At 64.1% G+C, this 22844-nt stretch carries 19 protein-coding genes and 1 pseudogene; 16 read left to right on the top strand and 4 right to left on the bottom strand.

Annotated features, from left to right (window positions below):
• Window positions 1-7: 7 nt before the first annotated feature.
• From C516_RS19185 to C516_RS0109450, 7 genes are all read left to right on the top strand, one after another.
• Complete coding sequence (locus C516_RS19185) at window positions 8-1534, top strand: lytic transglycosylase domain-containing protein (protein ID WP_169509140.1); 1527 nt, start codon at window positions 8-10, stop codon at window positions 1532-1534.
• A 272-nt stretch (window positions 1535-1806) separates the two neighbouring features.
• Complete coding sequence (locus C516_RS0109475; RefSeq protein ID WP_018718140.1) at window positions 1807-2298, top strand: tellurite resistance TerB family protein; 492 nt, start codon at window positions 1807-1809, stop codon at window positions 2296-2298.
• 97 nt (window positions 2299-2395) lie between these two features.
• Window positions 2396-2794 (top strand): hypothetical protein, encoded by a 399-nt coding sequence (locus C516_RS0109470; RefSeq protein ID WP_169509139.1) that lies wholly within the window; start codon window positions 2396-2398, stop codon window positions 2792-2794.
• Window positions 2795-2804: 10 nt separating this feature from the next.
• Window positions 2805-3563, top strand: a complete 759-nt coding sequence (locus C516_RS0109465) for an SDR family NAD(P)-dependent oxidoreductase (protein WP_018718138.1) — start codon at window positions 2805-2807, stop codon at window positions 3561-3563.
• A 114-nt stretch (window positions 3564-3677) separates the two neighbouring features.
• Entirely contained in the window at window positions 3678-4415 is a 738-nt protein-coding gene (locus tag C516_RS0109460) for a phosphoadenylyl-sulfate reductase (RefSeq protein ID WP_018718137.1), read from the top strand.
• 76 nt (window positions 4416-4491) lie between these two features.
• The gene (locus C516_RS21310) at window positions 4492-4638 is read left to right on the top strand and encodes a hypothetical protein (RefSeq protein WP_018718136.1); all 147 of its coding nucleotides are present in this window, start codon (window positions 4492-4494) and stop codon (window positions 4636-4638) included.
• 2 nt (window positions 4639-4640) lie between these two features.
• Window positions 4641-5846, top strand: a complete 1206-nt coding sequence (locus C516_RS0109450; protein WP_018718135.1) for a patatin-like phospholipase family protein — start codon at window positions 4641-4643, stop codon at window positions 5844-5846.
• A gap of 22 nt (window positions 5847-5868) precedes the next feature.
• On the opposite strand, the gene C516_RS0109445 is transcribed toward C516_RS0109450, so the two are convergent.
• From C516_RS0109445 to C516_RS0109435, 3 genes are all read right to left on the bottom strand, one after another.
• Complete coding sequence (locus C516_RS0109445) at window positions 5869-6879, bottom strand: toxin-antitoxin system YwqK family antitoxin (RefSeq protein WP_018718134.1); 1011 nt, start codon at window positions 6877-6879, stop codon at window positions 5869-5871.
• Window positions 6876-9242, bottom strand: coding sequence for a hypothetical protein (locus C516_RS0109440; protein ID WP_156831189.1), 2367 nt, complete (start codon window positions 9240-9242; stop codon window positions 6876-6878). Before C516_RS0109440 ends, C516_RS0109445 begins: the two co-directional genes overlap by 4 nt.
• A 690-nt stretch (window positions 9243-9932) precedes the next feature.
• Complete coding sequence (locus C516_RS0109435) at window positions 9933-11288, bottom strand: sodium-dependent transporter (protein WP_018718132.1); 1356 nt, start codon at window positions 11286-11288, stop codon at window positions 9933-9935.
• Between the two features lie 975 nt (window positions 11289-12263).
• Between C516_RS0109435 and C516_RS0109430 the strand changes: the two genes are divergently transcribed.
• Both C516_RS0109430 and C516_RS0109425 read left to right on the top strand, forming a co-directional pair.
• Window positions 12264-15548 carry an LAGLIDADG family homing endonuclease gene (locus tag C516_RS0109430; protein WP_018718131.1) on the top strand — a complete coding sequence of 1095 codons (3285 nt, stop codon included), beginning with the start codon at window positions 12264-12266 and terminating at the stop codon, window positions 15546-15548.
• A 107-nt stretch (window positions 15549-15655) separates the two neighbouring features.
• Window positions 15656-16369: a TSCPD domain-containing protein gene (locus C516_RS0109425; RefSeq protein ID WP_026321073.1), complete on the top strand. Its 714-nt coding sequence runs from the start codon at window positions 15656-15658 to the stop codon at window positions 16367-16369.
• Window positions 16370-16898: 529 nt separating this feature from the next.
• Here C516_RS0109425 and C516_RS21025 read toward each other — a convergent pair.
• Entirely contained in the window at window positions 16899-17069 is a 171-nt protein-coding gene (locus C516_RS21025; RefSeq protein ID WP_018718129.1) for a hypothetical protein, read from the bottom strand.
• A gap of 231 nt (window positions 17070-17300) precedes the next feature.
• On the opposite strand from C516_RS21025, the gene C516_RS20490 reads away from it, so the two are divergent.
• From C516_RS20490 to C516_RS19170, 7 genes and pseudogenes are all read left to right on the top strand, one after another.
• Window positions 17301-17912: a zinc ribbon domain-containing protein gene (locus C516_RS20490; protein WP_051088217.1), complete on the top strand. Its 612-nt coding sequence runs from the start codon at window positions 17301-17303 to the stop codon at window positions 17910-17912.
• Window positions 17913-18001: 89 nt separating this feature from the next.
• Entirely contained in the window at window positions 18002-18436 is a 435-nt protein-coding gene (locus C516_RS21020) for a hypothetical protein (protein ID WP_156831188.1), read from the top strand.
• A gap of 78 nt (window positions 18437-18514) precedes the next feature.
• A complete protein-coding gene (locus C516_RS21015; protein ID WP_156831187.1) occupies window positions 18515-18940 on the top strand; it encodes a hypothetical protein in 426 nt (141 codons plus the stop codon).
• Window positions 18941-19039: 99 nt separating this feature from the next.
• A complete protein-coding gene (locus C516_RS20485) occupies window positions 19040-19336 on the top strand; it encodes a hypothetical protein (RefSeq protein WP_051088216.1) in 297 nt (98 codons plus the stop codon).
• A gap of 143 nt (window positions 19337-19479) precedes the next feature.
• The gene (locus C516_RS19180; RefSeq protein WP_040409435.1) at window positions 19480-20493 is read left to right on the top strand and encodes an SIR2 family protein; all 1014 of its coding nucleotides are present in this window, start codon (window positions 19480-19482) and stop codon (window positions 20491-20493) included.
• Window positions 20494-20502: 9 nt separating this feature from the next.
• Complete coding sequence (locus tag C516_RS19175; protein ID WP_040409434.1) at window positions 20503-22233, top strand: ATP-binding protein; 1731 nt, start codon at window positions 20503-20505, stop codon at window positions 22231-22233.
• 85 nt (window positions 22234-22318) lie between these two features.
• A pseudogene (locus C516_RS19170) lies at window positions 22319-22844 on the top strand (IS5 family transposase); the annotation flags it as partial.

Below are 22844 nucleotides of genomic sequence, written 5' to 3'. Positions count from 1 at the left end.
GGGGGCGATGAGAAGGGTCCTTGTGACGGCGGTGGTGACCGCCTTGATGGGGCTGGCTTTGCGGGTGTCGGCCACGGAGCTGCCGCGGCCGGACAACCTCGCGCCGGAGATCGCCTTCTGGAAACGCGTCTACACCCAGGTGTCCGGTGATCAGGCGATAATCCACGACCGGCGCGAGCTCGGGCGCATCTATGCCGTTATCGATCTGCCGCCGCGCAGCGAGCCGGAGCCCCGGCGTGATGCGGTGAAGGCGGCGGTGTCGGTATACCGCGGCGTGCTCGAACGCCTGGCGGCGCACCCGGATGCCCCGGACTCGGCGCTGGAACGGCGGGTGCGGGCGGTCTTCCCCCGCGATGCCGTCGCCGATGATTTCCGCGAGGCCGCGGACCGCCTCCGGGTGCAGGGCGGTCTGCGCGACCGCTTCCGCGAGGGACTGGTCCGCTCCGGGCGCTGGCGTGGCTACATCCGCCGGACCCTGCGCGAGCACGGGGTGCCCGAAGCGCTGGCGGCGATGCCCCACGTGGAGTCCTCGTTCAACCCGGCGGCCCGCTCCCACGCGGGTGCCGCCGGCATGTGGCAGTTCACCCGGGGCACGGGCCGCCAGTATCTGCGCATCGACGGCGTCATCGACGAGCGCCTCGATCCCTGGAGCGCCTCCGAGGCGGCCGCCCGGCTGCTCGCCGACAACTATGCCCGCCTGGGCAGCTGGCCGCTGGCCGTCACCGCCTACAACCACGGCGCCAACGGCATGCAGCGTGCGGTGGAGACGGTCGGCAGCAGTGATATCGGCGCCATCATCCACCAGTACGACGGCCCGTATTTCGGCTTCGCCTCGCGTAATTTCTATCCGGCGATCCTGGCCGCCGTGGACGTCGCCCAGGCGCCCGGGCGCTACTTCGCGGACGTGAAGCCGGAGTCCGCCTGGGAGCCGGTGATCGTCAAGGTGCCGGACTTCATGCCCGCCAAGGCCATCGCCAGCGCCCTGGATATCGACGAGGATACCCTGCGCCGCTATAACCTCGGCCTGGGCCGGGGGATCTGGGCCGGCGAGAAGTTCGTCCCCGAGGGCTATCCCCTGCGCGTGCCCGCCCGCGAGCCCGGCGATGTGCGCCAGGCCCTGGCCGGGGTATCCCTGGACCAGCGCTACGCCGAGCAGTGGCCGGATCAGCACCACCGCGTGCGCTCCGGCGAGAGCCTGTCGGCGATCGCCGCGCGGCACGACGTCTCCACCCTGGCGCTGGCGGCGGTCAACGGCATTACCCGGCCCGACCACATCCGCATCGGCCAGCGCCTGCGCGTACCCATGGCCGGCAAGCCGCCGAAGCCGCTGTCGAAGCTCTCGGTGGACGAGGGCGGCGCGGTCTATACCGTGCAGAGCGGCGACACCCTGGCCGCCATCGCCCGGCGCTACGACATGGGTGTCGACGACCTGATCGCCACCAACGATATCGGCGATCCCGACCTGATCCGGCCCGGCCAGGAGCTTGTGGTCCGCGAGGCCCCGCTGCCGACGCGGGTTGCCGGTAACTACTAGGCCGCGCGGCGGGAGCCGACGGCGTCACGCGGGTCTCCCGCCCGGGCCGTCCGCCCTTCCCGCCCCGCCGGTTCTGCGCCGGCGGGGCGGTTCCATGACTTGCACTGAGCAAACCGGCGTCCGATATTAGAGTCAGGAGTCCCGCTGCCCGGACTCCCAGGCCCCGGTGGCCGGTCCGCCGGGGGGCGAAGGGCCAGAAAGCTGGCCCGGCGGCTTGCCGCCCGTGGTGGCACACGGGGCAGGCCGTGCATGCACGGAAACCGGGAGCCGACATGCTCGAGGCCATCAAGCGCTTCTACCAGGAGCGGATCCAGCTCAACGACCACCCCGAAAACGACCCTCAGCACCGCCTGCAGCTCGCCACCGCCGCGCTGCTCATCGAGATGGCGCAGGAGGACAACGAGCGGCACAGCATGGAATTCCAGGCCATCCACGAGGGCATCCGCGAGGTGTTCGGCCTGTCCGACGAGGACACCACCGCCCTCATCGAGCTGGCCGACCACGAGGCCCACGAGGCGACGGATCATTTCGAGTTCACCCGCCTGATCAACGAGAACTTCGACTACGAGCGCAAGTGCGGCGTGGTCGAGCTGCTCTGGCGCGTGTGCCTCGCCGACGAGGACATGAACCGCTACGAGGAACAGCTCGTGCGCAAGATCGCCGAGCTGCTGCACGTCCAGCACCGCGACTTCATCGCGGCCAAGATCCGTGTGCAGCAGGCCTACTCCACGAGCTACATGAACGAGTACGACCATTTCGAGTGATACCGGCGCGGGCCACTACCGGGCCCGGCAGATCGCGACGATCCGAGATGCCGTCGCGTCCGGGCGCGACGCGGTGCGCGCCGACCCGGAGGGCGGCGTGCTCGCGTTTGCGCGGGCGTTCGTGGGCGCCGGCGGGGTGCAGATCCCCGGCCGGCCGGACGCCGGGGACGAGGCCCGGGCGCTCGGCGAGCGGCTGATCCGCGCGTTACGGGCCGGCGCCATGCGTCACCCCGACGACCGCGACCTCCAGCGCGAGGTCGACCGTGCCCGCCGCGAGGCCCGCTGGGCCCTCGCCGGCGCGGACGACAAGGTGGTCGGGTTCTTCATCGTCCTGCCGCCCGGGGTGGAGGACGAGAGCGCCACCGCCGAGGCCCTGTCCCATGCCAGCCAGGGGCTCGGGCCCGGGGTGTTCGCCAAGGGCGACATCGTGGTGCTGCAGCCGGAGCTCGACGGCACGCGCTTCCAGCCCGTGCTCGAGGACGAGATCGAATGCTGAGGAGAGGCGGATGACACGGACCATTCTGATCACCGGGGCGTCGTCCGGTTTCGGCGAGGCCACCGCCCGGCGCTTTGCCGCCGAGGGCTGGCGCGTCGTCGCCACGGCCCGCCGGCGCGAGCGCCTGGCGCGGCTCACCGAGGAGCTCGGCGGGCCCGAGCATGTGCACGCCGTCGAGCTCGACATGCGTGACCGCGAGGCGGTGATGGAGCGCCTCGGCGCGCTGCCCGCGCCCTTCGACGAGCCGGACGTGCTGGTGAACAACGCCGGCATCGGGCGCGGACTGGAGCCCGCCTGGGAGTCCGATGTGGACGAGTGGGAGGCGATGGTCGACACCAACGTGAAGGGGCTGATGTACGCCACCCGTGCGGTGCTGCCCGGGATGGTGGAGCGCAATCGCGGCCATGTCGTCGACCTCGGCTCCATCGCCGGGCGCTGGCCCTATCCCGGCGGCAACGTCTACGGCGCGACCAAGGCGTTCGTCGCACAGTTCTCGGGCAACCTGCGCGCGGACCTGCTGGGCACGCGGGTACGGGTGACCAACCTGGAGCCGGGGCTGTGCGAGACCGAGTTCTCCATCCAGCGCTTCCGCGGTGATGCCGAGCGCGCGGCCTCACTGTACCGCGGCAACGACCCCATCGTGGCCGACGACCTCGCCGAGATCATTCACTGGGTGGTGCACCTGCCGCCCCACGTGAACATCAACAGCATGGAGATCATGCCTGTCAGCCAGTCCTGGGGGGCGTTGCCGGTGAAGCCGGTGCGGTGAGGTTTATAACGATATAGTTTGAATATAGAGGTATTGATTCCTTTATCGATTAAGGGCCGTTGCTTATCGTGACCCTCACGCGAACCGCCCCTTCAGGCGATGCGGAGGATCAGGATGACGGCAGCAACGGCCATCGATACGCACACCCGCCACGACGCCCCCGGGGCGGACGAGCTGGAGGCGCTCAACCGGGAGCTCGCCGGTGCGGACGCCACCGCGCGGGTCGCCTGGGCCCTTGCGCACTTCCCCGGCCGACTGGTGCTCTCGTCGAGCTTCGGCGCCCAGGCGGCGGTCATGCTGCACCTGGTCACCCGCCAGCGCCCGGACATCCCGGTGGTGCTGATCGACACGGGTTATCTCTTTGCCGAGACCTACCGTTTCGTAGACGAGCTCACCGAGCGGCTGGCGCTCAACCTGCACGTCTACCGCAGCCCGCTGAGCGCGGCCTGGCAGGAGGCGCGATACGGCCGTCTCTGGGAGCAGGGGGTCGAGGGCATAGAGCGCTATAACCGCATGAACAAGGTCGAGCCCATGCAGCGCGCGCTCAGCGAGCTTGGCGCGGATGCCTGGCTCGCCGGCCTGCGCCGCCAGCAGGCGAGCTCCCGCGCGGAGCTGGACGTGGTCGCGGTGCAGAACGGGCGCTACAAGGTCCACCCGATCATCGACTGGAGCGACCGGGACGTCTACTACTACCTCCGCCGCCACGGGCTGCCGTACCACCCGCTGTGGCACGAGGGGTACGTGTCCATCGGCGACTGGCACACCAGCCGCCCGCTCAGCGATGACCTCACCGAGGAGCAGACGCGCTTCTTCGGGCTCAAGCGCGAGTGCGGCCTGCACGAACACGTCTGAAGCCCCGCAGGCGCGTTCGACACCGGTATAATCCCCACGGAGACAATCACAAACCCGTCGCAACCGTGGGGATGACATGCGACATCTCGGCTCGATACTCCTCGGCGTCTGGCTGATCGTTCACGGCCTGCGCGACATCATCCACCTCACGTTCCGCTACGACGACCTCGCCATGGGCGCGCTGGCCATCGTCGCGGGTGCGCTGCTGTTCATCCGCCGCTGACGGTGATCGGCCGCCGTCACTCGACGGAGCGCCCCACCGCGGGGCTGGTGCTCACCGGGGGTGGTGCCCGCGCCGCCTACCAGGTGGGGGTGCTGCGTGCGATCGCGGACATGCTTCCGCCGCGGGCGCCGTCCCCGTTCCCGGTGATCTCCGGGACCTCCGCCGGGGCGATCAATGCCGCCGCCATCGCCACCCACGCCCGGCGCTTCTCCACCGGTGCCCGGGGGCTGGAGCGTGTGTGGCGGCACTTCCGTGTGGGCCAGGTCTACGAGGCCGGCGGCATGCGGCTGACCCGCAGCGCGGCGCGCTGGCTCGCGGCGCTGTTCTTCTCCGGGCTGGGCACGCAGCGCCCGGACGCGCTGCTGGACAACGCCCCGCTGCGCGGGCTGCTGGCGCGGACCATCCGGTTCTCGTGGCTGCGCGAGGCCATCGACCGCGGCGATCTGCGCGCGCTCAGCATCACCTGCTCGTCGTACACGACCGGGGAGTCCGTGGCCTTCTTCCAGGGCGCGCCGGACCTGGCGGGCTGGCGGCGGGCCCGGCGGGAGGGGCGGCCGGCGCACATCGGCGTCGCTCACCTGATGGCCTCCAGCGCCATCCCCGCGATCTTCCCGCCGGTGCGCATCGGCACGCAGTACTACGGCGACGGTGCGGTGCGTCAGCTCGCGCCGCTTAGCCCGGCACTGCACCTGGGCGCGGACCGGATCCTGGTCGTGGGCGTGGCGGACAACGAGGCGGCCGCGCCGGCACAGACGGTGGCGTCGCATCCGCCGTCGGTGGCGGAGATCGCCGGCCACATGCTCGACAGCGCCTTCCTGGACTCACTGGCGGCGGATGTCGAGCGCCTGGAACGCATCAACCGCACCCTCTCGCTGGTGCCCGGCCGGGCGCGGCGCCACGGCGAAACCGGCCTGCGCCCGGTGGAGACGCTGGTGATCCAGCCCAGCACCTCGCTCACCGGCCTGGCCGCCGCCCATGCCGCCGAGCTGCCGCGGGCGATGCGCTTCTACCTCCGCGGCAGCGGTGCGGACGACCCGGGGTCGGTGGTGATGAGCTACCTGCTCTTCGAGGCCGGCTTCTGCCGTGCGGCCATTCGCCTGGGCTACAGCGATGCACTCGCGCGCGAGGCGGAGATCATGCGCTTCCTCGGCTACGAGCCCGCCGTCAGCCGCGGGCCCGGCGGCGCGGTGCCGCCGGACCTCTGGTAGCCGTGCCCCGCGCTACCGCGGTCTAGCGTTCCGGCGCGGCCTCGAGCTGACCGTTGCAGTATTCGATGGCGGTCTGCCCGGAATCGTAATCGTAGTCGGGGTGTTCGACCCGCTCGTCGTCGCGGTATAGCGGGCAGTCCCGGAGTTCACCGTTGTCGCGGTAGACGGCCCACAGACCGGTGCGTCGGCCGGCGTCGTCGTATACGCCTTCCTCCACCGGATAGCCCCGGGCATCGACGATCCGCCAGCGGCCGCGACGCTTGCCGTGGCGGTAGTCGCCCCGCCAGTGATCGCCGAGCCGGGCCGGCTCGATCCAGGGGCCTTCCCGGTCGCCGTCGACGTAACGGCCCTTCTCGAGGATGTTGCCCTCGCTGTCGTAGCGCACGTGGGGGCCGTCTTTGACGCCGTGGTCATAGTGACTGCGCTCGACGGTGCGGCCGTCCCTGGTGATTCGGTAGGCACCATCCAGCTCACCGTCGACGTAGTGGCCTTCAGTGCGACGCCCCTCGGTGTCGGTCCGGTGAAATGGACCGACAGGACTGCCGTGGACGTAGGTCACCGAGGTGACCGTGCGGCCATCGATGACCTCGGTCTCGGTGCCATGGCGGCGACCCTGCGCGTCGTAGTGGCGGCGGACGTAGTGCCCCGGTGAAACGGTCTCGATGAACAGGCCCACCCGATGGCCGTCGCGGCGCTCGCGGCGATGGCTGACCCGCCCGTTGGGCGCGAAGCGCACGTCGATCTCGCGCGCCAGTCCGGGGAAGACCGTGTGCCGCGCGTTTACGTAGCCGTAGCCGTCGATCTCCTCGTGGATCTCGCGGCGGTCGCTGCCGGTACCGACGGTGCGTATACGCGAGCGCGGCGCCGCGGCGTCGTGAACGGCCCCTGTTCCGGCGGTGGGTGCCGCCGCCGGGTTAGCGTTGGCCGCCCCCTCGGCGGCGGGCCGTTGTGCGGCGACCGCGACGCCGCCGTGGCACAGCGCAACGACGGCCAGCGGGCCGAGCAGTCGGAATCTGAACCGGGGATACGTCATTCCTGCAGGCCTTCCAGCCGATTGTGCCAGGTCCGCTCGATGGGCTCGCCGGAGAACGTAATGGTCTCAACCGCCGTCACTTTCCCCCAGAAACGGATCGTGCCGTCGTCGGCCAGGTAGTCGGCAAGCGTGGTCTGCATCTGCTCCCTGGACCACGGGGTGGACGGGGCATCGGGGGAGGCATCCAGCGGCATGGGACGTAGTGGCCGGCCGCTGGCGTCAAGGAAACGCGTGCCGCGGAAGAAGAGCGCGGCCGGGGTTTCGGGGTCGACGTCATCGCCGACGGCGGCGGCGATGTCCACCAGCCAGGGCCTGTCCGGCGGTGTGGGGGCTGGTTCCGTGTGCCACGCCGGCTGGCCGGGGCAGCTCAGGCGGGTGTCCACCTCGATCCCGTAGAAGAACACGCGCACGCCGTCGTCGGTCATCAACAGCCAGTCCGTGGTCTCGCCGTCCGGGGTCCAGGTCTCGCTGATGAAATCCGGGTGGCGCTGAAAGGCGGGCTGCCAGACCAGTTCGTGCCCCTCCAGCGGCGGCGCGCTGGCGGTGAGCTCACAGGCCGAACCGATACCGCGCGGCAGCGTCAGGCGGAGCTGATTCCGGTCTGCGTCGCGGACGGCGAGATCGTCCAGGTTCAGCGGTGCCTTGCCCGGCGTCGTGGACCGGTCCAGGTAACGGGTTTCAGGGGGCGGCATATCGCGATTGGAGAACCGCAGGGCGCGGCTGGTGAAATGGAGGATGTGCCTGCTGCTCTCGGTGCTTTCGGTGAACAGCGCCAGGCCGAAGGTGTCCCCGTCCCCCTCGACAGCGTACTGCTGAAACCAGCGGTCGGGATCGTCCACGCGCTGCATGAGCGTCCGGTCGGAGGCCGACAGGCCGCCGTCGACGGCCTGGTCGATGAGGCGTCCGGAGAGACCAGCGTAGTTCCGCGTCCTGTCGTAGGTGTAGTAACGGTTGTCTTTGCCGGCGAACAGGATGCGCCAGTGACCGGGCTGGCCGTCGACCGGCACTGCCCGGGCGGAGACCGACCCGTCGCGGATTTCCGTCGGTTCGTCGGCCAGGGGGAGTTGTGTATGCGTGGGTTCCTCCGCCGGCCTATAGATAACGGTGGCATCGACGCTGGCGATGCGTTCCAGCCCCGGGTCGGCCCAGCCGAGCGGGAGTAGCCGGATGACGGTGTTCTGCCGGTCGTCGTCGCCGTAGTCGATGCCGATGGACTCGAGTACCAGCGGAATCGTGAGGGCCTGTCCATCGGCGTCTCGCAGTGTCAATTCCTGGAGGGTCAGTTGGCCGAGCTTCCCGTCGCCGTTGATGCCGTGATCGATGGTCAGCGCGAGCGCGTTGTCCTTGCCGTCGATACGGAAAGTGGTGCCGGCGTCGGCGAGCGGGGCCTCCGCCGGTTCGATCAGCGGCAGGTCGGTGGCCTCGCCGTCGGTTTGCGGCAGGAACAGCGAGTAGCCATCGCTCACGCCCGCCAGTCCGCTCGTCCAGGTGAACCATTCCAGGCTGTCCGCCCAGGCGCCGGTTGTCGGGTCATCGTCGGCGTTCATGGCGAGCTGCGTGTGAACGTTCAGCGCCGTGCCGAAGCCGTCGATCCGTTGATCGCTGATCAGTGTCAGCGACTGGATCCAACCACTGTCGCGCTCCAGGCGCATGCGTCCGGATACGTTGGTGAACTGTATGAACAGGTTGTGACCCATGATGCGCAGGGGGTCCACCCTGGTGGACCCGTCTTCGGCCCTGGTGATGTCGACGAACACGCCGTCCTCGTCGATATCGGCGACGGTCAGACGCAGCCCCGGCATGCCCTGGAATCCGTCCAGCGTGACCTGCGCGCCCTCGCGTGCCGGCAGGCTCAACGGCACCGACGGTGCGAGCATGTGCTGTTCCAGCTGCCTGCCCAGCGTGCCGGTCAACTGTTTGGTGATCAGGTTCCAGGCGGCGTGGTTGGTGGCGGTCAGCCGTGTTTCGCCGTCGGGCTCCATGGTCAGGTCGAATCCCCCGGTGATCAGGTCGCGCACGGGGCCGCGGAACAGACCACCCGAGCGGGCACTCGAGAAGAAGGTTTGCCGGCCTTCCCGGGCCCGAATGAAACGCGGGTCGAGATGCACCGTCAGGGACGGGCGGGCCGAGTCGACCCGGTAACGCATGACGCTCTGCACGGTCACCGCCTGCGTGTCCGACGATGAAGACTGGCTGTCGTCCTCCCGCATCACCGCACTCACGTCGATGCGGTAGTCGCGCTGCTCGCCGACGGCGGGGCTGAAGCGGATCTCGTCCGGTGCGGACAGCTCCACGATGGTGGTGCCGACGCCGATGAGCACGGCGACCGAGAGCACGGACAGCACGATGGTTCTGGTAGACACGAAGAACTCCGGAACAGGTAAAGGGGCCGGCTAAGCGGCGTTGGTGAGACCCGCGAAACGGGCAATGGGGTGTCCGTTGCCCTGGTCCCGACGGGAGTCAATGCGCCACGGGCCCGCCACACCGGCGAGCGGGCCCGACAGGGTGTCCATGCGTGGCGCGCGATGTGCGGTCGTCGGGATAATACGCTGAAGGCGCGACCCGAAATCCTGAATTGCCCGGTTGAATCCGGCGGTGGGCGGTAACGGCGACGGATTGCGATCGGCGGCCCATGTCGAGGTGTCGCCGGCGACACCCGCAGTTTCCGGTATCGGCTGGGTAGAGGCCGGGCGTGTGAGCGATGGGCCCGAAGAAGGGACTGACGTCATTGTTTCCCCGTTGCAGCGTCCATTGCAGCTCTATGAGCCGGGAGAGATCAGTCCCTGATGGGGACGGAAGGACAGCCTGCGAGGCCCGACGCGACCTTCGGGAAAGCGCGTTTCCGGGGGCACGGCGGGTGAAGCCCATTTCCCTGGGCCGCAGCTTCCTCCGATTCTCGGCTAGCGATTATAGCGACGGCGGGGGAAACCGGGCAACGCGCCGCCCGGCATCCATGGTGCCCCGGCGGGCGGGCCCGCCCCACGGGGGGCGGGCGGTCCCGGCCGGGGCGATCACGTCGTCCGCCCCGCCGCCCACTCGCCGGCGGAACGGTGTTAGAGCAGGTTGTAGACGAACACCACCACCACCGCGACCGGCGCGACGAAGCGGATCGCCAGGTGCCAGAGCCGGAAGCCCAGGGTCTCACCCAGGCCCAGCTCCTCGCTGGCGCTGGCCGTGGACATGCCCCAGCCCACGAACAGCGCGACGCCGAGCCCGGTGAGGGGCAGCATGACGTTCGCGGTGAGGAAATCGAGCGCGCCAAACAGGTTCTGGCCGAACACCGTGTAGCCGGACCACACGTTGAACGACAGCGCCGAGGCCACGCCCAGGGCCCAGATCGTCACCGCCGCCTTGATCGTCGCCGGCCAGCGGCCCTGGCCGCGCTCCTGCAGCCACTCCACCGTGGGCTCCAGCAGCGAGATCGTGGACGTCCACGCCGCGAAGGTCAGCAGCAGGAAGAACAGCGCCCCGAACAGCGCACCGCCGGGCATCGACCCGAAGGCCAGGGGCAGGGTCTGGAAGATCAGGCCCGGGCCTACGGCGGGCTCCAGGCCGTTGGCGAACACCACCGGAAAGATCGCGGTGCCCGCCATCAGCGCGATGACCGTGTCGAGCACCACCACGGACAGCGCCGTGCCGGCGATGGAGGTCCCCGGAGCGAGGTAGGAGCCGTAGGCGATCATGATCCCCATGCCCAGGCTCAGGGTGAAGAAGGCGTGGCCCAGCGCGATCAGCACGGAATGGGTACTGAGCTTCGAGAAGTCCGGGGTGAATAGGAAGTCCACGCCGGCGCTGAAGCCGGACGTGGTGGCGGCGTAGCCGATCAGGATCACCAGCAGCAGCGCCAGTCCGGGCATGAGTATCTTGGCGGCGCGCTCCAGGCCGTGGCGCACCCCGCGGCCCACCACCACCGCCGTCAGCGCCATGAACGCCGTGTGCCAGAGCACGAGCTGCCACGGGCTCGCCTTGAGCGCGTCGAAGGCGGCCTTCACCGTCGCGGCGTCGGCCCCGGCGAAGGTGCCCGTGGCCGTGCGGCCGACGTAGGCGAGGGCCCAGCCGGCAATGACGCTGTAGAACGAGAGGATGACGAACGAGCCGGCCATGCCGAGCAGGCCGACCCCGGCCCAGGCCGGCGAGCGGCCCTCGCGGCGGGCGGTCGCCGCCACGGCGTTGATCGGGCTCATGCGGCCGCGGCGCCCGAGCAGGATCTCGGCGATCAGGATGGGCAGGCCGATCAGCGCGATGCATGCCAGGTACACCACCACGAAGGCGCCGCCGCCGTTCTCGCCGGTGATGTAGGGGAATTTCCAGACGTTGCCGAGTCCGACCGCGGATCCCACCGCGGCGAGAACGAATGCCAGCCTGGAGCCCCAGTGCTCGTGTGCCGTGGTCTGCGTGGTGCCTGCCAAGGCGTCGCCCTCCCTAGTTCGCTGAGGCGCAAGGGTAACGCCTGCGGCCGCGGGTGTCGCGCCGGGATGGCGTGCACGGGCTGCCGCGCCGGTATGCCGGGCGATATGCCGCTTCGGCTGTCGGTTGCCTTCGAGCAACCGACCTACCCGACGTCACGGCTGTGCGGTTATGCCCACTGTCTCGTTCCGGTAGGTCGGTTGCTCCTGGCAACCGACAGGACCGGATTGCCGCAGCGCCCCGGTCCGTGGGCATTGTTCGGGGTATGACGCCGCGTGGGCGGTGTTACGCCGGAGGTCGTGCGCGGGTGTCGCCACGGTACACCGGGCGATACCGCCACTTGGCTGTCGGTTGCCTTCGAGCAACCGACCTACCCGACGTCACGGCTGTGCGGTTATGCCCGCTGTCTCGTTCCGGTAGATCGGTTGCTCCTGGCAACCGACAGGACCGGGTTGCCGCAGCGCCCCGGTCCGTACGCATTGCCCGTTGCCGCGTAGGTCGGGCACAGCCACCAGGCCGTATGCGGCGTTCCTCTGGCAAAGCACGAAACGTTGCATGCCTTCGGCGCACAACCTGCCGGCTGAATGGCGGCGCCGGTCGTGGTCGGGGCCTCCCGCCGCTTTGCGCTGAACCAAAAAAAACGGCCGGGTCCGAAGGCCCGGCCACGCCGCTTGCGCGGCTCCTCGTCGTTGTCGAGGAAGGGAAGAGACAACCGTTCTGAACGCAACCCCGTCCGTAAGGTTGTACAAAGCGTATAGGGTTTGTTTATTACTGTCAAATACCTGTACACAAACGTCACATCACCGCCATCCGGCGCGGCGTTGACAGCGACGATTTCTGGTATACCATTTCGGTACCAACCACAACATATGGGGCCGACTGGGGATGGCCGTGTTTATATGTTGTGGAAAAACGGCATAAGCCGTTGACTACTCCACTGTTCGAATCTGTCAACCCGATTCAGGGGGAATGGCCACATGAGTTCCGCTGCGAAGGTGCGCGTGCTGCCCAAGAGCGTTAACGAGATCCCGATACAGCCCGCCTCCCAGGACATCTGGGACAAGAAGTATCGGCTCAAGACCAAGGACGGCACCGTCCTGGACGAGACCGTGGACGACACCTACAAGCGCATCGCGCGCGCGATCGCCGAGGTCGAGGTGCCCGAGAAGCGGGACGAGTGGTACGAGAACTTCCTCTGGGCGCTGCGTCACGGCGCGATCCCCGCCGGGCGGATCACCTCCAACGCCGGCGCCTGGGACCACAAGCCGGCCACCTCCACGATCAACTGCACCGTGTCCTCGACCATCGGCGACTCGATGGACGACATCCTCGACAAGGTCCACGAGGCGGGGCTGACGCTGAAGGCCGGCTGCGGCATCGGCTACGAGTTTTCCACCCTGCGCCCGCGCGGGGCGTACGTCTCCGGCGCCGGCGCCTACACCTCCGGGCCGCTGTCGTTCATGGACATCTACGACCGCATGTGCTTCACCGTCTCCTCCGCGGGCGGGCGGCGCGGCGCGCAGATGGCCACCTTCGACGTCGGCCACCCGGACGTGCTCGACTTCATCCGCGCCAAGCGCGAGGACGGGCGCCTGCGCCAGTTCAACCTCTCGCTGCTGATCACCGACGGCTTCATGAAGGCCGTGGAGAACGGCGAGATGTGGCCGCTCGCCTTCCCGCTCTCGCCCAAGGAGGCGGAGATGGACGGCGTCGACCTCAACGACCCGGAGCAGGTGGTCTGGCGCGAGTGGCCGCGGCGCGAGGGCTACATCACCCGCGAGGACGGCCTCGTCGCCTGCCGGATCTACAAGCGGATCAAGGCCCAGCGCATCTGGGACATGATCATGACCTCCACCTACGACTACGCCGAGCCCGGGTTCATCCTCATCGACCGCGTCAACGAGATGAACAACAACTGGTTCTGCGAGGAGATCCGCGCCACCAACCCGTGCGTGACGGCGGATACCTGGGTGCAGACCGATGAGGGGCCGCGCCAGGTGCGCAATCTCATCGGCCGCTCGTTCGTCGCCCGGGTCGACGGACAGGCACATGCCTCCGGCGAGGAGGGCTTCTTCCGCACGGCCACCAAACCGGTCGTGCGGCTGCAGACCGCAGAGGGCTACAGCCTTCGGCTCACCGAGGACCACCGCGTGCGCCGCGTGAGCCGCTTCACCCGCTACACCACCGAGACGGAATGGTGCGCCGCCGGCGAGCTCCGTGCCGGCGACCGGGTGCTGCTCAACGATCACCGCGACAATGCCGAGTGGGGCGGTGCCGTCAACGAGGACGAGGGTTACCTCCTTGGCCTGCTCGTGGGCGACGGCACGCTCAAGGCGGACAAGGCCGTGCTTTCCGTGTGGGAGTCGGCCGCCGTCGGCAACGGCGATGAGGGCGGGCTGAGCGCCGGCGCCCGTGCCGTGATGGACGCCGGCATGCGCGCCGCCGGGACGCTCCCGCACCGCGCGGACTTCGCGGGCTGGCAGCAGGTCGCCGGCCGTGGCGAGTATCGCCTTGCGCTCGGTGCACTCAAGCAGCTCGCGGAGTCGCTCGGCATGTCTCCCGGCGACAAGGCGATCACCCCGGCGCTCGAGCAGGCATCGAGCGATGGCTATCGCGGTTTCCTGCGCGGCCTGTTCGACGCGGATGGTTCCGTGCAGGGCACCCAGGCGAAGGGTGTGAGCGTGCGGCTCGCCCAGTCCGATCTCTCGCGTCTCGAGGCCGTTCAGCGGATGCTCCTGCGCCTGGGCATTACGGCGACGATCTACCGCGACCGCCGCCGTGCCAACGCGGCGCGCATGCCCGACGGCCGTGGCGGCCACGCGGACTACGCCATCCGGCCGCAGCATGAGCTGGTCCTCGCCGGCGAGGGCATCGCCCGGTTCCGCGAGCGGATCGGTTTTTCTGACAGCGACAAGATGAGCCGCCTCGACGCGCTGCTCGACAGTTACTCGCGGCGGCTGAACCGGGAGCGCTTCGTCGCCCGCGTCACGGGTGTCGAGGACGACGGCGTGGAGGACGTCTATGACGTCCAGGTGCCGGGGATTAACACCTTCGATGCCAACGGCCTGCACGCCCACAACTGCGGCGAGCAGCCGCTGCCGCCCTACGGCGCCTGCCTGCTCGGCTCGATCAACCTCACCAAGTTCGTGCGCGAGCCCTTCACCGAGAAGGCTCACTTCGACTGGGAGGAGTATCGCCGGGTGGTGAGCATCTTCACGCGGCTGCTCGACAACGTGGTGGAGATCAACGGCCTCCCGCTGCCCAGGCAGCAGGAGGAGATCATGCGCAAGCGCCGCCACGGCATGGGCTTCCTCGGCCTGGGTTCGACACTGACCATGCTGCGCATGCGCTACGGCGACGAGGCCTCGCTGGAGTTCACCGAGCGCGCCGCCAAGGAGATGGCGCTGGAGGGCTGGCGCACCGGCCTGTCGCTGGCGGACGAGAAGGGTGCGGCGCCGCTCATGGACGAGGAGTTCACCGTCACCAGGGAAATGCTCGCCAAGCGCCCGGAGATGGAGAAGGACGGCTACGCCCCGGGCGACACCATCGCCGGCAAGGTCCTGTGGGCGCGCTACAGCCGCTACATGCAGCGCGTGGCCGAGGCCGAGCCGGAGCTCGTCGACGAGCTCGCCGAGCGCGGCGCGCGTTTCACCCACCACAGCTCCATCGCGCCCACGGGCACGATCTCGCTGTCGCTGGCGAATAACGCCGCCAACGGCATCGAGCCGAGCTTCGCGCATCACTACACGCGCAACGTCATCCGCGAGGGCAAAAAGTCCAAGGAAAGCGTGGGCGTCTACAGCTTCGAGCTGCTCGCGTACCGCTACTTCGTTGACCCGGAGGCGCTGCCGAGCACCGATCCGGAGACGCGCAATCTCCCGGACTACTTCATCACCGCGGACGACGTCACGCCCAAGCAGCACGTCGACATCCAGGCCGCCGCGCAGCGCTGGATCGACTCCTCGATCTCCAAGACGGCCAATGTCCCCACGGACTACCCGTACCAGGACTTCAAGGACATCTACCGCTACGCCTACGAGCAGGGGCTGAAGGGCTGCACCACCTTCCGCTTCAACCCGGAGGCGTTCCAGGGCGTGCTCGTCAAGGACAGCGACCTCGCCAACACCACCTACCGCTTCGTGCTCGATGACGGCAGCGTCGTCGAGGCCAAGGGCGGCGACGAGGTGGAGTACGACGGCGAGATCCACACCGCGGCGAACCTCTACGACGCCCTCAAGGAAGGCTACTACGGCCGTTTCTGACGCACATACGGCCCGCCCCCGCTGGGTGCGGGCCAACCGAGCGAGCGAGTACGATGGCAGCACGACAGGACAACATCGGCGCGGACGCGCCCGACGGGGAAGAGACCATGGCGATCCACATCGGCAGCAAGATCGTTGACTACGAGGTGGTGAAACCCGAGGCGGCGAACCAGACTCAGGGACAGCAGTCCGAAGCGCCGGCGGAGTCGTCGATCCAGCACATGCACGAGCGTATCGAGCGGCCGGAAATGCTCGAGGGGTCGACCTACAAGATCAAGACCCCGCTGTCCGAGCACGCACTCTACGTCACCATCAACGACGTGGTGCTCAACCAGGGCACGGAGCACGAGATCCGGCGGCCGTTCGAGATCTTCATCAACTCCAAGAACATGGACCACTTCCAGTGGATCGTCGCGCTCACGCGCATCGTCTCCGCCGTGTTCCGCAAGGGCGGCGACTGCACCTTCCTCGTCGAGGAGCTCAAGAGCGTATTCGATCCCCGCGGCGGCTACTTCAAGCGCGGCGGCCGGTTCATGCCCTCGCTGGTGGCCGAGATCGGCGACGTCATCGACCAGCACCTCAAGAAGATCGGCATGATGGAGCAGGACGGCCTCGACGAGCACCAGAAGGCGTTCATCGAGCAGAAGCGCGCCGAGGCCGAGGCCAAGGCCGCCCCGGAGCCGACCGCCGCCGACTGCGACGACAGCACCGACGCCTACCCCGAGGGCGCCCAGCTCTGCGGCAAGTGCCACACCAAGGCCATGGTCGTCATGGACGGCTGCCTGACCTGCCTCAACTGCGGCGACAGCAAGTGCGGGTGACGATCCCGCGCGGGATCGCCCCGGCCGACTGGACAACACCATGCCGGCCGGGGCAGCCTTGAGCTAACCGGGCGTGCGCCGGCACGCCGAGGGGTGAGGGGATGAGGGAATGGACACCAGCCACGGACGGCAGCGCGCACAACTAGCCGGGGGACGCCAGTCCCCGGTGGACAGACTGCCGAGCAGCCGCTCACCGCTCCCTTCAGGGAGAGGGGCCGGTGGAGAGGGGCTCTCCGAAATCCGCACCCACCCACCCGGCAGCCGATCAGCCCGTCCGCCCCACCAGAGCGCGATCCGCCGTTCACCCCCCTCCCTGCAAGGGAGAGAGGCCAGGGGAGCGGGCGTCCCCGAAATCCGCAGGCACTCACCCGACAGCCGAGCGACCCGCCCGCCCCAGCGAGGCGCGACCCACTGTTCACCCCTCTCCCTCCACGGGAGAGGGGCTGGGGGAGAGGGTGTCGCCCGAATCCGCACACACTCACCCGGCAGCCGAACGACCGGCCCGCCCCAGCAAGGCGCGACCCACTGTTCACCCCTCTCCCTTCACGGGAGAGGGGCTGGGGGAGAGGGTGTCTCCCGAATCCGCTATCACCGACGCAGTCGCCGCGGCCACCTTGCGCTCCACCGCCAGGTATTCGAGGAACACCCGCAACGCCCGGCGGACCTGATCCATCAGCCGGCGCTTGCGTGTCGAGTCCATGACATCACCTCCATGTTGAATACTGTATATATATACAGTATCAATGACGCGGACTCAAACTGCGCGCACGATATTGCGGCAGGCCTGGCGGCGCGGAGACGGATGGTCTATAAAATCAGTAGGTTACAGTGGAAAACGCAAGCCCGCAGCCTGCAATATCGTGCGCGCACGTTTATTGAATATCCGTGCGCGCTACCTAATCACTGTTAAATTTGAGGAGAAATAGTAACGATGCACTGTACTGAATGTGGAACGGAAGCTACTGAACAAGCAAAGTTTTGCTCCGAATGTGGTCACACTTTGAATGCTGCCGGTAGCGTTAAAATATCGACTGGAGATAATTCAGTAAACTTCGGCAATAAAAACCGGGTTACTGGCAATACGATTAATATTAATTCGAATCAAGATGGTTCCGAAAAAGCGTATATCGATCGTACAAAAGTCAGACCCCTGTCCCTGGCAGGGACCCAGCTGAAAGCTTCGTGGCTGGTTATTTCCGGCTTAATTGGTTTTTTTGGTAGTGTCGCGAGTATTCTTGGGTTTATAGGTACTGGATATCAGTTCTTCTTTATTGTATCTATGGCAATAGGCGCGATTTTATTTCCTATTGGCATGGTGTTAGTGCAAACCAAGCACATAAGCTTTCCGCCGTTTTTCAACCTTGAATCTGGTTCTAAGGGCGAAATATACGTCACTAAAATAGAAGGCAGCTGCCCTAAGTGCACGGGCAGGCTCAAGCTTAGATCGATAGGCCCAAAAAACAATAAAACTACAGTGGTTAGGTGTACACGAAATCCTGATCATATGTGGGGCTTTGACCCAACTGTCCTGCCAGATCTATAGATGAATTTAACCAGCGCAAGCAGTCGGACAAATTACTCGCTGGCGCTCCTAATTTTCCGCTGTTGCGGGCGTTATACGTAGAGGAAATTGTGGAAGCGCTCGAAATAATCGAAAGATTTTTGGATTTACAAACTAGACCACGAGAAATCATCGCCAAGAGCACCAAACTTCACCACTACGGAGTCTATGCTTGTCACCTGCATACCCTTGATCGACCAATGTGGGTTAGCGATTTACTTGAGGAGTCGTACAAGTATAGAAACTTTTCAAGGTGTCAGGGTAAGTTTGAAATTCACTGCACGGAGTTTTTTGCAAAGGACGATATTGTGATGGTGGATATTGGGGATGATTGTCTTCTAGAGCTTTCCCAAAAGGTTGGTGATGTTGTCAGACCCAGAGTGGATAAGCAGATAATGAAGGTGTTATCAAACCATGGCATCGGTGCGCTTGTATGGTCTGGGAGAGAGATTCTTGTCGATCATGAGAGAATTGTCCCCATAAATTCGGTGCATGTACCCGCATAACCAGTGGCTGTTGTCGGACACGCCTACGCTGCGCTCCGGTGTGCCGCAAAGCCAAGCGTTATGCCACAAGGAAATCTTATGCGTGATTTATTCGCAGTACTTGCTTATGGTCCAGATAAGGCGAAGCTAAATACCGCCCTGGGTGCTGCTGCCGTACTCGCAGAAGATCGCTCCCTCAACATCACGCTTCTGGTTCCCGCGCTTAAGCATTGCGAAAACACGGTGCTTGCGGATGTTCTTGGGGAAAAATTCGTTAAGAACATGGTTAAGGGCCAGCATTGCACGTTCCATGATCGCCCCGTAAACATCAAATCAATGCAGACGGTAAATCCGCTATCGGAGCGAGGAGTTGTTCTGGCTCTTTGGGGCGGCGACAAAATGCTAAAAAAAGTCGATGCTTGTAGGTTAGCGTCAGCAATCGTGGTTCTCTCTTGGATCGAAAGCGAAGTTGAGCCTTGGGTGCAACGAAACAATGCCCGAGTTATCGATATTGATGAGGCATAACAAATCGCTGGAGAGGGACGTTTGTTCCGTTACGCGCTTCGCGCTCCACTCCACAAACGCCTCTCAGCTTCGGCGTTAGGCCGTACGTGGAGATCCCTCATGAGTTACCTAGTGTTTTGCATGTTCGATTTAGAGAACGCGTCTAGGCAGGATTACGAGAACGCGTACTCCGATTTGGCAACTATCGGCCTGAAAAAGGTCATAAAATCGGACCAGGGAGGGGATGTTGTGATTCCGACGACATCAGTCATGGGAACCTTCAACGGAAACAGTTCGACGTCGGTTCGAGACGACATCAGAAATCAAGTGCAGGCTGCTTTTAAGCGGAGAGGTTTTAGCTCTGAGATTTTCGTCGTTGTTGGCGGCGACTGGGCATGGGGTGCCGGATCGACGTGATTTGGCCCAACCACGCGCTGCAGCCGACCGCTCAACCGCTACGCGGTTTCGCGTCGGCTGAGCATTAGCGTTAGGGCTACTGGGGCTTTCGACATGCCGTACGTTAAAACGAAGGATACAGGTGCAATAATTGAGAGAGTGATATGTCTGGTTTGAACTACCAAAAACAAGCTCAGGACTTCTATGGAAAAGCACCTGTCCTCATTTTGGGCAGTGGTGCCTCGGCTGCGCACGGCATGTCTGGAATGTCGGCACTGGCTAACCATCTGGTTGAGAATACTGAAATTTCGGGGCTAAATAGTACCGATATCAAGACATGGGACGAATTCTGCCAGTTGTTAAAAGATGATGTTGACTTGGAATCTGCCTTATATCGCGTAACAGCTTCTGAAGAGCTGACATCAAGAATAGTCAAGTCGACCTGGGTACTGATTAAATCTGAAGATAACGGAATATTTAGAAATGGCCTTGAAGATAATGCGATGTTTCCATTGACTCGCCTTATTCAGCATATGTTCAAAAGCAGCCTTAAAACTGTGAACATTGTCACTACAAACTATGATCGTCTAGCAGAGTATGCCTGCGATCAAGGGCGGATCCACCATTTTACCGGGTTTACCCACGGCTTCTTTCGTCAGTTGGCCGACCCTACAGAAATAACCTCAGCCCGTAGAGCTAACATTTGGAAAGTCCATGGGTCTCTGGATTGGTTTCAGTCCCCTTTGGGAGATACTGTTGCTCTCTCAAGTATCAATGACGTACCTGATAACTACCAGCCGCAGATCGTAACTCCTGGAACACAAAAATACCAAAAAACCCATCTTGAGCCATTCCGTTCCATTATTCGTAACGCTGATCAAGCTCTCAACGAGGCGGGCTCTTATCTTTGTGTTGGTTACGGTTTTAATGACGAGCACATTCAGCCGAAACTGATGGTAAATTGCCTCCGGAAGAATGTTCCGATCACCATCATCACATACGCCCTTTCTGATTCTGCCAAGAAGCTAATTATTGAGGGAAAAGCACAGAACTACTTGGCGATAGAACGGGGCGAAACAGACGATCAATCCATCGTCTATTCCTCTCTGGATAATAATCCGCTGAAGGTAGAAGAGAATCTCTGGACTCTTGAAGGCTACCTATCACTCATTATGTAGGAAGAAGATATGGCGATATTTAACTTTAGCGATGAGGAGACACTTGGGAAAGTAGCTTCCGTCGACACAACAAATGTGATCGTAGAGGTTGAGAATGTTGACCAGCTAAAAAGGTTGCAGGTTAACCATCTAGCCGTGCTCCAAAGTAGCAAACCGGGGCAACACCTCATCGGTGTTATCACGCAAGTCACCCGTAAGCGTGGCATTGAGGAAGTTGTTGGTGACGGTATCAACGACCAAGCATCAGAGCTAAATATGTGTCGTATAGCTCTGATTGGCACTATGCTGGATCGTGATGGTGAAAAGGAAAATGTATTCCGCCGCACTCTAGAAAGCGTTCCCGAAATCGACGCGAATTGTTTCTCACTCGAAGGCGAAAACCTCACTGGGTTTATGCGCACGCTCTCCAGTATCTCGGCCGATGGAAATGCCTTGACCCTCGGTAAATATACTCTGGATGAAAACGCGGTTGCTTATCTCAACGGTAACAAGTTTTTCCAGCGCCATGCTTTTGTTGGTGGAAGCACCGGCTCGGGTAAATCCTGGACGACTGCCAAAATCATCGAGCAGATGTCGGCGCTTTCTTCAGCTAATGCCATCGTATTCGACCTCCATGGCGAATATTCGCCCTTGGTAGGGGAAGGCATCCAGCACTTTAAAGTCGCTGGGCCAGCAGACGTTGAGGACAAGAAAACTATCGCCGACGGTGTGTTCTACCTACCATACTGGCTTCTTTCGTACGAGGCGCTGGTATCTATGTTCGTCGATCGAAGCGACCAAAATGCTCCCAACCAAGCCATGATCATGGCTCGCGAAATCAATCAGGCGAAGCAAAGGTACCTCGAAGAAAATAGTCAGAACGATGTGTTGAAGCACTTCACGGTTGATAGTCCGGTCCCATTCGAGCTGGATGTCCTGATGGCACGCCTGAATGAAATCAACGTCGAAATGGTTCCTGGAGCAAGATCTGGCAGCGAGAAGCAAGGTGAATTCTACGGAAAACTCGCCCGTATGATTTCTCGCCTTGAGAACAAGATCTCCGATAGACGTCTTGGCTTTATGTTCAATGGTGGTGCCGACGTCCTGGACTTCACTTGGCTCGATAAATTCGTCACGGCGGTACTTGGGAGTACCGACGAGAATGGCAAGGCAGGCATAAAGATAATTAACTTCTCTGAAGTGCCTTCTGACGTTCTGCCCCTGATCGTATCTCTGGTTGCGCGGGTCACGTTCTCCGTCCAACAGTGGACGCCATCGGAGTTACGTCATCCTATAGCGCTTTTGTGTGACGAGGCGCATCTCTACATGCCTCAACGCAACATGGCTGAATCTGCTGACGACATCTCACTCGATATTTTCGAGCGAATCGCGAAGGAGGGGCGTAAATACGGCGTGAGTTTGGTGGTGATCAGTCAGCGTCCGTCTGAGGTAAATAAAACTATGCTCAGCCAATGCAGCAACTTCGTATCCATGAGGTTGACCAACGCCGAGGATCAGGGCGTTATAAAGCGTCTCCTTCCGGATAGTCTAGGCGGATTTAGCGACATTCTGCCGACCCTCGATACGGGTGAAGCGCTTGTTGTTGGTGATGCTAGCTTGCTACCAAGCCGGATCAGAGTCGGCGAGCCTCACAATAAACCAAACAGCGGCACGGTCGACTTTTGGGATGAATGGCAACAGCCCGCCAAGGATAAACGCCTGTCAATTGCAGTGGGTAACTGGCGTAAGCAAAATATTTAACAGGTGCTAAGAAAATACTACGTTGATCGAGCCCTAAGGAAACACTGATTTATTCCCTCCCGGCTGTACCGGGCGGGGGTAGTGCTTCGGGCTCTCCGGCGAGGGCATCGAGGATGCGATCTACGACAGCCAGGCGATCCGGCGGTTTGTGGGCATCGACCTTGCGCGGGAGGCGGCGCCGGATGCGACCACGCTGTTGAAGTTCCGCCGGCTCCTGGAGCGCCACGGGCTCACGCGGCGGATCTTTGAGGCGATCAACGCCCACCTCGCCGAGCAGGGGTTGATGCTGCGCGAGGGCACCATCGTCGATGCCACACTCATTGCTGCACCGCCGTCGACGAAGAACAGGGACAAGGCGCGCGACCCCGAGATGCATCAGACGAAGAAAGGCAAGCAGTACTACTTCGGCATGAAGGCGCATATCGGCGTGGACGCCGGCTCGGGGCTGGTGCACTCGATGGTCGCCACGCCCGCCAATGCCGCCGACATCACCCAGGCGCACCACCTGCTCCATGGCGCCGAGCAACACGCCTTCGGCGACTCGGCCTATCAGGGCGTGAGCAAGCGCGCCGAGCATCGTGGCAGCACCACGAAGTGGCATGTGGCCATGA

It is taken from the genome of Arhodomonas aquaeolei DSM 8974 (genome assembly GCF_000374645.1).
Lineage (GTDB): Bacteria > Pseudomonadota > Gammaproteobacteria > Nitrococcales > Nitrococcaceae > Arhodomonas > Arhodomonas aquaeolei.
The sequence above is the reverse complement of the archived record's forward strand: the minus strand, read 5'-3'. Positions and strand labels throughout refer to the sequence as shown.